An 11,681-nucleotide genomic window follows, 5' to 3' on the forward strand; every position below is an offset into this window, starting at 1 on the left:
ACAAAGAGAGAAAATTATGTCAAACCACGACCAACTGCATCGCTACCTGTTCAACCATCACGCCGTCCGCGGTGAACTGGTCTCGCTCAAAGAAACTTTCCAGCAGATTGTTGCCGGTCACGATTATCCGGCCGAAGTGCGTAACCTGTTGGGTGAAATGTTGGTAGCGACCAGCCTGTTGACCGCCACCCTGAAATTCGACGGCGATATTACCGTGCAGTTGCAGGGCGATGGCCCGCTGAAACTGGCGGTGATTAACGGTAATAACCAACAGGAACTACGCGGCATTGCCCGTCTGCAAGGCGACATCGCAGAAGGCAGCTCGCTGAAAGAGATGATTGGCAACGGCTATATGGTGATCACCATTTCTCCGGGTGTCGGCGAACGCTATCAGGGCGTCGTGGGGCTGGAAGGCGAAAATCTGGCGGAATGCCTGGAAAACTACTTTATGCAGTCCGAGCAGTTGCAGACCCGTATTTTCATCCGTACCGGCGAAACCGACGGCCAGCCAGCCGCAGGCGGTATGCTGTTGCAGGTTCTGCCAGCGGAAGATACCGATCCGGAAGAGTTCAGCCATCTGGCGCAGCTGACCACCACCATCAAGGCTGAAGAGCTGTTCACCCTGCCCGCCAACGAAGTGCTGTATCGCCTCTATCATCAGGAAGAAGTCACCCTGTATGAACCGCAGGCCGTCTGTTTCCGTTGCACCTGTTCCCGCGAACGTTGTGCAGGTGCGCTGATGACGCTGCCGGATGATGAAATTCTCGAGATGCTGGAAGCCGATGGAAAAATCGAAATGCACTGCGATTACTGCGGCACAGATTATGAATTTGACGCGATGGACATGGCGACGCTGAAAGCCAGCGGCGATGTACATCCGGGCAATGACAACGTTCATTGATCGATAACCTGCGTTAGCCTGAGGGACTTTTCACCGGAAAGTCCCTTTTTTATTGCTTTTGCATAACGCCAATTGCACAACTTTCGGGTTTTTCATCACAATTCTGGAAAAACCTTCACATCTCCCGTTATTCTTTGAGACCTGTCGCGGTACATCAGCGATATATACCTACAATAACAACTGATTTATCCCTATCTGAGGGGTTCAAGTTCAGCAAGGAGCAGGGAAATGCCTACCACTATCGGGATCACCGCCGAAACACTCGCCCTTTATGGGATCCACCAGAATAGCGAAATTGTCTATAACCCTGATTACGAGACTCTTTTTGCCGAAGAGACCGCACCGGGCCTGGAAGGTTTTGAGCGCGGGCAGGTGACAGAGCTTGGCGCTGTGAATGTCGATACCGGCATCTTCACCGGCCGCTCGCCGAAAGATAAATACATCGTCCGTGATGACACCACCCGCGATACGCTGTGGTGGTCTGATCAGGGCAAGGGGAAAAACGACAACAAACCGCTGTCGCAGGAAATCTGGACATCGCTGAAAGCGCTGGTCAGCAAACAGTTGTCCGGCAAGCGTCTGTTTATCGTTGATGCATTCTGTGGCGCAAATGCCGATTCCCGTCTGAAAGTGCGTTTTATTACAGAAGTTGCCTGGCAGGCTCATTTCGTCAAAAACATGTTTATCCGCCCGGACGACAGCGAACTGGAAAATTTCGAGCCTGATTTCATCGTGATGAACGGCGCGAAATGCACCAACCCGGACTGGCAGAAGCAGGGGCTGAATTCTGAAAACTTCATCGCCTTCAACCTGACCGAACGTATCCAGCTGATCGGCGGCTCATGGTACGGCGGCGAAATGAAGAAAGGCATGTTCGCGGTGATGAATTATCTGCTGCCATTGCAGGGGATCGCCTCGATGCATTGCTCGGCGAACGTCGGCGAAAAAGGCGATGTGGCGGTATTCTTCGGGCTTTCCGGCACCGGTAAAACCACGTTATCCACCGATCCGAAACGTAAGCTTATCGGCGATGATGAACACGGCTGGGACGATGACGGCGTGTTTAACTTTGAAGGTGGCTGCTATGCCAAGACCATCAAACTCAGTCAGGAAGCCGAACCTGAAATTTTCGGTGCGATAAAACGCGATGCGTTGCTGGAAAATGTGGCGGTCAGTGCCGACGGCAAAATCGACTTCAACGATGGCAGCAAAACCGAAAACACCCGCGTTTCCTATCCCATTTATCACATCCAGAATATCGTCAAACCGGTATCGAAAGCGGGCCACGCCAGCAAAGTGATTTTCCTGACGGCCGATGCGTTCGGCGTCTTGCCGCCGGTTTCACGCCTCACCCCCTCGCAGACGCAATACCATTTCCTGTCCGGCTTCACCGCCAAACTGGCAGGCACCGAGCGTGGCGTCACTGAACCCACCCCGACCTTCTCCGCCTGCTTTGGCGCGGCGTTCCTGATGCTGCATCCGACACAGTATTCCGAAGTGCTGGTGAAGCGTATGGAAGCCGCAGGCGCGCAGGCGTATCTGGTGAACACCGGCTGGAACGGCACCGGTAAACGCATCTCACTGAAAAATACCCGGGCCATTATCGATGCGATCCTCAGCGGGACGATCGATGATGCGGAAACCTTCACGTTGCCGCTGTTCAACCTGACGGTGCCGGTGACGCTGCCGGGCGTCGACACGCACATTCTGGATCCGCGTAATACCTACGGCAGCCGTGAGCAATGGCAGGAAAAAGCGGAACATCTGGCCCAGTTGTTTATTGATAACTTTGATAAATACACAGATACCCCGGCCGGTGCCGCGTTGGTCAGTGCGGGACCGAAGCGCTAATCTTCTGGCAATCTCATCACAGGCGCGGACTTCCGCGCCTTTTTTATTGCAACCGGCCCCCCGGCATTTCAGAATGACAGCATTGCTGTCAGAGGAGCCTTATATGGCGACGATTACCGTTCGGAATCTGGATGATGATGTGAAGGAATTACTGCGCATCGCGGCGGCCAGAAAAGGCCATTCGATGGAAGAAGAAGCGCGTCTGATTCTGAAACAGGCACTGACCACAACGGCGCCTGATTTTGGCCTGGGCAGCCAGCTCCGCCAGCGTTTCGCTGATCTGAGCAGCGCACCACTGGAAATGCCTCCCGAATGATAATTCTCAATACCGCCGTGATCCTTGAGATGATCCATCCCAGGCCGCAAAAAAACGTCCTGCAATGGCTGGATACGCAGGACACCGCACAGTTATACCTGACCAGTCTGAGCGTCGCGGCGCTTTTCAGCTGGGTCGACAATCTGGCACCGGAACACCCCAAAGTCGCACTTTCTGCCGCCTTGCTGGACATGCTCAATGAGGATTTCGCTGGCAGGCTGTTGCCGTTTGATGCGCCCAGCGCGCTGTATTATCCGCGGGTGACGGCCTTATCGAAGGCGGCCAATATGGAGATGGCGGAGCGTGATATTCAGCTCGCCGCAATCTGTCTGAACCATCAGGCAACGCTGGCGACGGATCACGCAGACGTGTTTGTCCACACCGGCGTAGAACTGATTAATCCGTGGGATGCAGCGGAGACCCCGAGATGGCGGGAAGAAGCGGCAGAATATTATGTGATGAGCAGGAAGAGTTGAGGGGTGGATTGCCGGCACTGGCCTTTCACTGCGCGCTCCGCCCGCTGACTTTGCTTCCGGTGCTGCAGCGACAACCGTAAAACGCCCTCCCCTGCGAAGGGGAGGGTTGGGGTGGGGTATTAAATAAAGATCATAAGGTTAGAGTGTGCACCCGCTATGGTTTTGTCTGTAAAAACCCCTTTCGCAGGGGAAGGATCAAAGGCAAATCAGCTATTTAGCCACAGCGCCCAGTTTATAAGCATCTTCCCCCCATCTCACCATCCCCGCCAGTAACTGCTTCAATAGCACCTGCAATTCAGCCGCCTTATCAGGCGCATAAGCAAACGGCTCAATCTCCTCCATATAATTCACCTGCGCCAGTTCAAGCTGTACGGCATGGATATTGTCATCCGGCTGACCGTAAGCGCGGGTGATATATCCGCCTTTAAAACGGCCATTGAGCACATGGCTGAAACGTGATTGTTGCTGGCAGGTTCTATCGAGGATTTCGCTCAGCGCCGGGGAACAGCTTGCGCCGCTATTGGTGCCCAGATTGAGATCCGGAAGCTGGCCGTCGAAAAGGCGCGGGATAACGGAGGCAATGGAATGCGCGTCGAACAGCAATGCGTAACCGAATTCCTGCTTCATGCGTGCCAGTTCTGACCGGATTTTCTGATGATAGGGCTGCCAGATCTGTTCCAGATAAATCTTGCGCTGCGCAACGGTGGGGGTCATGCCGGGCTTAAAGGTGGCGCGTCCGTCGAATAATGTATCGGGATACAAACCGGTGGTGGCAGTGGTATACAGCGGTTTATCGTCAGCCGGACGGTTGAGGTCGATCACAAACCGCGAGTACTGACCCACCAGAATGCTGGCACCCAGTGAGCGGGCAAAATCATACAGCAGCGGGATATGCCAGTCGGTATCTGAAAGCGGCAGGGCGGCATCGCTCAGGCCGCTGGCGACTTCGGGCGTCAGGTGTGTGCCCGCATGGGGGATACTGATCAGCAGCGGCGCAGTGCAGGGAATAAACTGATACGGCTCAGCAATAACATTAGCGGCAGAAAGGCTCATGAACGGAACTCTCCTCGTACTTCTCCACGATAAACGACGGTGCAGGGCAACTGACCGCCCAGCCAGTAAACCAGTTCGGCAGGGCGCGACAGCGGCCAGTGAATGAAATCAGCGACTTTTCCCACTTCCAGCGTGCCATGCGTTTCCTGCAAACCCAGCGCCCGTGCGCCATGACAGGTGATCCCGGCCAGGGCTTCTTCCGGTGTCAGGCGGAACAAGGTACAGCCCATATTCAGCATCAGACGCAACGAAAGCGCCGGTGATGTGCCGGGGTTAGCGTCGCTGGCCAGTGCCATCGGGACCTGATATTTACGGAATTCCTCAACCGGCGGACACTGCGTTTCCCGCAGTAAATAATAGGCGCCCGGCAGTAAAACGGCGACCGTGCCGCTGGCTGCCATCGCTTGTGCATCCTCCGCCGTGGCGTATTCCAGATGATCGGCTGACAGCGCGTGATGCCGTGCGGCCATGGCGCTGCCATGCAGGGACGAAAGCTGTTCGGCATGCAGTTTGACCGGCAAACCCAAGGCCTGTGCGGCAGTAAAAACCCGTTCCACCTGTTCAGGCGAGAAAGCCAGATGTTCACAAAATGCATCCACCGCGTCGGCCAGGTTTTCGCTGGCGACCTGCGGCAGTAACGTCTCACAAATCAGCGAAATGTAGTCATCGGCGCGACCTTTGTATTCGGGTGGCAGGGCGTGCGCGGCCAGACACGTGGATTTCACCTCTGCCTGCAACATGCTGCCCAACCGGCGGATCACCCGCAGCATTTTCAGCTCACTTTCAATGCTCAGGCCGTAGCCGGATTTGATCTCCACACAGGTCACGCCTTCGGCCAGCAACGGTTGCAACCGGAACAACGCCTGTTTCAGCAACTCCTCTTCGCTCGCCTCGCGGGTGGCATTGACGGTGGATAAAATCCCGCCGCCTGCTGCGGCAATGTCGGCATAACTTACGCCGTTAAGGCGTTGCTCGAATTCCCCGCTGCGGTCACCCCCAAACACCAGATGTGTATGACAGTCGATAAATCCCGGCGTGATGATCCCGCCGTTAAATTTATGCTGAACAGCGTCCGCAAAATCAGGACATTCCGCCGCCGTGCCGGTCCAGACGATCTTCCCGTCAGATACCGCGATCGCGCCATTTTCAGTCAGGTTGTAATGCCCGTCCTGCATGGTCACCAGTGTGGCACCACGCCATACGCTGTCAGCGCGTGAAGGGGATTCGGGGGATAAATGAGGGGACATCGCTACCGGCATGACAGGCTCCAGGCTGAATTCATCTTGTATAGACAACTAAAGTCAACCTAACGCATAACCGTTAAACCAGCAAGGCGGCCTGCGATAGTTTTTTCTTATTACGAGACGTCTTCCAAAATTAAAACGAAGGGATAGCGGCCTGCGAAAGCCGCGTTTAAGGTAGGCCGGAAATCAGCCATGGCTGGTGAAACGTCCAAATAACTGGTAGCGGGAACCGGGATAAATCAGGCGCGCAGAGGTGACGACGCGGCTGCCACTCCAGGTCCGGCGGTGGATCAGGAGGCAAGGCTCATGCTCGTTAAGCTGCAACAATTCGCGCTGCTCATCGCTGGCGCTGATGGCCTCGACGCGATGTTCACCGGCGGTCAGCGGGGCCATTTCCATCAGATAGGTGTAAGGCGTCTGCTTATTCAACACCTGTTGCAGATAATCCGGTGCGGTTTCCGGGTTCACATAACGGTCTTCGATCTGTACCGGCACGTTGTTTTCGTAGTGAACAATTTGCGAGTAAAACATCATGGCACCGGTGGCAAGCCCCAGTTGCCGTGCCTGATCGGCATCGGCGAGCCGCGCTTCGCACACCAGAATATTACTGTCATGGCGGTGACCGCGCCGCGCAATCTCATCGGCAATGTTGTGCACTTCCAGCATCGGCGTGTAGGCCTTGGCTTCGGCGACAAAGGTGCCGACCCCCTGCATGCGGATCAAAAAACCTTCACTGGTCAGTTCGCGCAGGGCACGGTTAATGGTCATGCGGCTGACGCCAATTTCATTCACCAGCTCACTTTCAGAAGGCACGCGCTGATGCGGTTTCCAGACACCGGCGCGGATCTGACTGATGATCGCCTGCTTGACGCGCTGGTAAATCGGCGCGGGCGTGTCGCTCATCGCCGCCGCCAGCTCGGACAATGTCTGCTGTGACACGTCCTGTTGCGCGGTGCCAGTTGGCGAAAGGGGGGTGGACTCCGACATGTCTCTTACCTCACTCAATAAATTTCCAGACGTATTGGGATTGTTTGCCTGTCCGCCCGCCAGTTTCCTGCAGGGGAAACGAAACGGAAAGGGCGTGACGGAAAACTAATTTTATAAAAAAAGGGTTGTCGCAAGTTTACAGCGCAATCAGGCATATGTATATGTATAGACAAGTCGCTTAAAAGTTTTGCAATTGTTTCCATTAAATTGCGTTTATGTTTCTTCTTACTTGTTCAGGAAAGCTGTCATGCCTGCTTATTTTGCTTCACGCGCCTTACTGGCTAACGGCTGGGCGCACAATGTGCGTCTTGACGTTGATGCCGCCGGAATACTGACAGCGGTGACTCCCGGCGGAGAGGCTGAGGGGTGTCTGCGCCTTCAGGGGCCGGTGGTACCGGGTATGCCCAACCTGCATTCTCACGCTTTTCAGCGGGTCATGGCAGGGCTGGCTGAAGTCGCCGGTAACCCGCAGGACAGCTTCTGGACGTGGCGGGATCTGATGTACCGCATGGTGCAGCGCCTGACGCCTGAACAGGTTGGCGTGATTGCCCGCCAGCTTTACATCGAAATGCTCAAAGGCGGCTATACACAGGTGGCGGAATTCCACTATCTGCATAACGACATCAGCGGTCAGCCCTATGCAGATCGCGGTGAAATGACCGCGCAGCTCAGTGACGCCGCCGCGCAGACCGGTATCGGTCTGACCTTGTTGCCGGTGCTGTACAGCTACGCCGGATTTGGTGCGCAACCTGCACAGGCCGGGCAAAAACGCTTTATTCAGGATACGGACAGCTACCTGCAACAGCAGGACATTATCCGCCAGCAACTGAACGGGAAAACGCTGCAAAATCAGGGATTGTGCTTCCATTCCCTGCGCGCCGTCACACTGGAACAGATGCAAAATGTTTTGCAGGCCGGTGACAAAACCCTGCCGGTGCATATTCATATCGCCGAGCAACAGAAAGAAGTCAGCGACTGTCTGGGCTGGAGCGGACAACGTCCGATCACCTGGCTGTATGACAATCTGGATATAGATGCCCGCTGGTGCCTGATCCACGCGACTCATGCCGACCGCTTTGAACTGGCGAGTATGGCAAACAGTGGCGCGGTCGCGGGCTTATGTCCGACGACGGAAGCCAATCTCGGCGACGGTATTTTCCCTGGTGTGGATTATCTGGCCCATGCGGGGCGCTGGGGGATCGGTTCTGACAGCCATGTTTCCCTGAACGTGGTGGAAGAACTTCGCTGGTTTGAATACGGTCAGCGGCTGCGCGACCAGCGGCGAAACAGGCTGACCACATCAGCACAGCATTCTGTCGGCGACGTGCTGTATACGCAGGCATTGCAGGGCGGTGCACAGGCCTGCGGCGCGGCGATCGGCCAGTTAACGGCGGGTTATCGTGCCGACTGGCTCGTGCTCGACGGGCAGGATCCGTATCTGGCAGCGGCTAAAAACAGTGACTTGCTCAACCGCTGGCTGTTTGCGGGACACGCCGGGCAGATCCGCGATGTGTATGTCGGGGGCATTCCGCGCATCGTCAATGGTCAGCATGAACAGCAGCAGGCAGCCGCCGCAGATTTCCTGACACTTCTGAATCAGCTCGCGGAGAACGTCGCATGAAAGGCTGGCAGTATTTCTCCTTCAATACCCTGCCGGTCAGCCCGTGGCGCAATGGCGGCGGCGAAACCCGCGAAATTATCAGTTTTCCGCCGGGAAAAAGGGAGTTTGACTGGCGGGCGAGCATTGCCACGATTGCACAGGACGGCCCGTTCTCGGCGTTTCCCGGCATTGACCGTTCCATCACCTTACTGAGCGGCGAGGGCGTGCATTTACAGGCTAACCCTGACGTAAACCACAGGCTGGATACGACCGGCGAGCCGTTTGCGTTCAGCGGGGATATCGCCCTCAGCGCGCGTCTGCTGGGCGGTGTGACGACCGATTTCAACATCATGACCCGCCGTGCATGCTGTGCCGCACAGGTCAAAGCGGCCAGAGAAGCCCTGCGTATCACCCGTGAAAACGGCGGTGTGGTTTATGTCATCAGCGGCACATGGCGACTGCCGGATGGCACGGAAATCAGTGCGGGTGAGGGCGGATACTGGTCTGAACCCGCCACGCAGCAAGGAGAGGATTTTGTGAACCTTGTTCCCCTTACGCATCCTGACCACTGTCTGTTGTTGTGGGCCTCGATCACCGATTAACCCTGCGAGGAGGTTGCGCTAAAACGGAGCGTATCACGCACTGCATTGATTCATCCGTGACGGTCAAAACCGCCGCCGGAGGGAATGAAGGGCGTTAAAACGGCATCTGCCGGAACTGGCATAAAGCTTGCTTCGTTATGGCTGACTGACTTGTATAGACAAGACTATACAGTAATGGAGTCAGTCGCGTAATTTGCCTGCGGCATAGCGGCGCAACAGGAGCGCAGCGACTACTTTATTAATAAGGTCGGATGGCGCGGGTTTGAGCAGCACTTTCCGCGTCAGCTTTCCGGCGGCATGCAACAGCGTACCGCCATCGCGCGCGCACTGGCGAATGACCCGAACATTTTGCTGATGGATGGCCCTTTGGCGCACTCCCTCAAGCGCATGTCACAGAAGAGATTCGTACCGAAACGATGCAGGCGATAGATCACTGATTTGTCCCGACATGGTTTTTTAAGCATAAACACCCGGCGGGCTGAGTCCTTAGCCGGGTTTACTTCCGGTTTCACTTGTCTATACAGGAATAGATTATGGCTTCTTCAACCACTGAGTTATCCCTTTGCCGCCTGCAACCCGGTCATGTTGACCTGCCGATGCTGCGCAAGATTTATCAGGGCAATGTCCGCCTTGAACTGGCTGAGGAGGCGCGGGCTGGCGTGCTGGCATCGCAGGAAACGGTAACCCGTATTGTGGAGTCCGGGAAAGTGGTGTACGGCATTAACACCGGTTTCGGCAAGCTGGCTCAGACGCGCATTCCTGCGGAGCGGCTGGCAGAGCTGCAACGCAATCTGGTGCTGTCGCACAGCGTGGGTATCGGCAAGGATCTGGCGGATAACGTGGTGCGTCTGGTGATGGCGACCAAAGTGCTGAGCCTGTCACGCGGGCATTCCGGTATCCGCATTGAGGTGATTGATGCGCTGATCGCCTTGTTCAATGCCGGTATGTATCCGTGCATTCCTGAGAAAGGCTCGGTCGGTGCCTCCGGCGATCTGGCACCGCTGGCGCACCTTTCGCTGATGCTGATTGGTGAAGGTCAGGTGACGGCCAAAGGCGAAAAAATGGCCGCCGCCGACGGGCTGGCGATTGTCGGGCTGACGCCGTTCGAGCTGGGACCGAAGGAGGGGCTGGCGTTGCTCAACGGTACGCAGGTGTCCACCTCGCTGGCGCTGTCAGGTCTGTTTGAAGCCGAACGGGTATTTTCTGCCGGACTGGTGGCGGGCGCATTATCGCTGGAAGCGATCAAAGGGTCGGTTAAGCCCCTTGACGCACGCATTCACGAGGCACGCGGTCAGCAGGGGCAGATGGCCGTGGCAGCGGCACTGACTGAGATCCTGGCCGGCAGTGACATTGTTACGTCTCATGCAGAATGTGGTCGTGTGCAGGATCCGTACTCCATCCGCTGTGTCCCGCAGGTGATGGGTGCCTGTCTGGATAACCTGCATCATGCCGCCCGCATTTTGCGCATTGAAGCCAATGCCGCATCCGATAATCCACTGGTGTTTGCCGAAAATGGCGATGTGATTTCCGGCGGTAACTTCCACGCCGAACCGGTGGCATTCGCTGCTGACATCATCGCGCTGGCGGTGGCTGAAATCGGCGCGATTTCAGAGCGCCGCATGGCGTTGCTGCTCGATACCGGTCTTTCCGGTTTGCCTGCGTTTCTGGTCAATGACGGCGGGGTGAATTCCGGATTTATGATCGCGCAGGTGACCGCGGCCGCACTGGCCTCCGAAAACAAATCACTGGCACATCCGGGCAGCGTGGACAGCCTGCCGACCTCGGCGAATCAGGAAGATCACGTCTCCATGGCCACGTATGCAGCCCGACGTCTGGGTGATATGTGCTTCAACACCAGCGTCGTGGTGGGTATCGAAGCCATGGCCGCCGCGCAAGGCATTGATTTCCATCGTCCGCTGAAAAGCTCCCCGACGCTGGAAAATGAGATGAAAGCCATCCGCGAAAACGTGGCATTCCTTGAAAAAGACCGCCTGATGGCATCGGATGTCGAGATGATGCGTCTCTGGGCTTCCCGCGAACACTGGCCGGCGGCCATCGAAGCGCTGCTGCCCGGTTTTGCCTGATTTCATTCTGAATTGATATAAGGATACGACGATGAACGCTCCACAAAAAACCGCGGTTGCCCGCGTTGTCCGTGCGCCTCATGGCACAGCACTGAGCTGCCAGAACTGGCTGATTGAAGCGGCGTACCGCATGATCCAAAACAACCTCGATCCGGATGTCGCCGAGCGCCCGGAAGATCTGGTGGTGTATGGCGGCATCGGCAAAGCCGCACGTAACTGGCCTGCCTTTGAAGCCATTCTGACCAGCCTGCGCGCGCTGCGAGAAGACGAAACCTTGCTGGTGCAGTCCGGTAAGCCGGTGGGCGTTTTCCGCACCCACACCGACGCGCCGCGCGTGCTGATCGCCAACTCCAATATTGTGCCGCACTGGGCAAACTGGGATCACTTTCATGAGCTGGATAAAGCCGGTCTGATGATGTACGGCCAGATGACCGCCGGTTCGTGGATTTACATTGGTGCACAGGGCATCGTGCAGGGCACTTACGAAACTTTCGCGGAGGCGGGGCGTCAGCATTATGACAGCAACCTGCGCGGCAGGTGGATCCTGACAGCCGGTCTGGGCGGGAT

The 11,681-nt window shown here is 56.3% G+C and carries 10 protein-coding genes and 2 pseudogenes; 9 read left to right on the forward strand and 3 right to left on the reverse strand.

The annotated features are described in order from the left end of the window. The first annotated feature begins 16 nt into the window (after positions 1-16). The 4 genes from hslO (at position 17) to EYY67_RS16760 (ending at position 3,544) form a co-directional block, all read left to right on the forward strand. Positions 17-901: an Hsp33 family molecular chaperone HslO gene (gene hslO / locus EYY67_RS16745; RefSeq protein ID WP_131693908.1), complete on the forward strand. Its 885-nt coding sequence runs from the start codon at positions 17-19 to the stop codon at positions 899-901. Between the two features lie 228 nt (positions 902-1,129). Then, a complete protein-coding gene (gene pckA / locus EYY67_RS16750) occupies positions 1,130-2,752 on the forward strand; it encodes a phosphoenolpyruvate carboxykinase (ATP) (RefSeq protein ID WP_131693909.1) in 1,623 nt (540 codons plus the stop codon). A gap of 103 nt (positions 2,753-2,855) precedes the next feature. Further along, a complete protein-coding gene (locus EYY67_RS16755; RefSeq protein WP_095923813.1) occupies positions 2,856-3,068 on the forward strand; it encodes a FitA-like ribbon-helix-helix domain-containing protein in 213 nt (70 codons plus the stop codon). Further along, the gene (locus EYY67_RS16760) at positions 3,065-3,544 is read left to right on the forward strand and encodes a PIN domain-containing protein (protein ID WP_131693910.1); all 480 of its coding nucleotides are present in this window, start codon (positions 3,065-3,067) and stop codon (positions 3,542-3,544) included. The genes EYY67_RS16755 and EYY67_RS16760 overlap by 4 nt, the downstream gene beginning before the upstream one ends. 210 nt (positions 3,545-3,754) lie before the next feature. Here the strand turns inward: EYY67_RS16760 and hutG are convergent, their stop codons facing one another. From hutG to hutC, 3 genes are all read right to left on the reverse strand, one after another. Next, positions 3,755-4,597, reverse strand: coding sequence for an N-formylglutamate deformylase (gene hutG / locus EYY67_RS16765; RefSeq protein ID WP_131693911.1), 843 nt, complete (start codon positions 4,595-4,597; stop codon positions 3,755-3,757). Further along, positions 4,594-5,856, reverse strand: coding sequence for an imidazolonepropionase (hutI, locus tag EYY67_RS16770; protein ID WP_131693912.1), 1,263 nt, complete (start codon positions 5,854-5,856; stop codon positions 4,594-4,596). The genes hutG and hutI overlap by 4 nt, the downstream gene beginning before the upstream one ends. Positions 5,857-6,027: 171 nt before the next feature. Next, a complete protein-coding gene (gene hutC, locus EYY67_RS16775) occupies positions 6,028-6,828 on the reverse strand; it encodes a histidine utilization repressor (protein WP_095922086.1) in 801 nt (266 codons plus the stop codon). A gap of 247 nt (positions 6,829-7,075) precedes the next feature. Between hutC and EYY67_RS16780 the strand changes: the two genes are divergently transcribed. The 5 genes and pseudogenes from EYY67_RS16780 to EYY67_RS16800 all read left to right on the forward strand — a co-directional run. Continuing rightward, positions 7,076-8,449: a formimidoylglutamate deiminase gene (locus EYY67_RS16780; RefSeq protein ID WP_131693913.1), complete on the forward strand. Its 1,374-nt coding sequence runs from the start codon at positions 7,076-7,078 to the stop codon at positions 8,447-8,449. Next, positions 8,446-9,030 (forward strand): HutD/Ves family protein, encoded by a 585-nt coding sequence (locus tag EYY67_RS16785; protein ID WP_131693914.1) that lies wholly within the window; start codon positions 8,446-8,448, stop codon positions 9,028-9,030. The genes EYY67_RS16780 and EYY67_RS16785 overlap by 4 nt, the downstream gene beginning before the upstream one ends. 207 nt (positions 9,031-9,237) lie before the next feature. Continuing rightward, a pseudogene (locus EYY67_RS24860) lies at positions 9,238-9,396 on the forward strand (ATP-binding cassette domain-containing protein); the annotation flags it as partial. A 167-nt stretch (positions 9,397-9,563) separates the two neighbouring features. Beyond that, positions 9,564-11,114 carry a histidine ammonia-lyase gene (hutH, locus tag EYY67_RS16795; protein ID WP_131693915.1) on the forward strand — a complete coding sequence of 517 codons (1,551 nt, stop codon included), beginning with the start codon at positions 9,564-9,566 and terminating at the stop codon, positions 11,112-11,114. A 31-nt stretch (positions 11,115-11,145) separates the two neighbouring features. Next, positions 11,146-11,681 (forward strand): annotated as a pseudogene (locus tag EYY67_RS16800) (urocanate hydratase); the annotation flags it as partial.

The sequence above is a fragment of the Rahnella victoriana genome, from assembly GCF_004330295.1.
Classification (GTDB): Bacteria; Pseudomonadota; Gammaproteobacteria; order Enterobacterales; family Enterobacteriaceae; genus Rahnella; species Rahnella victoriana.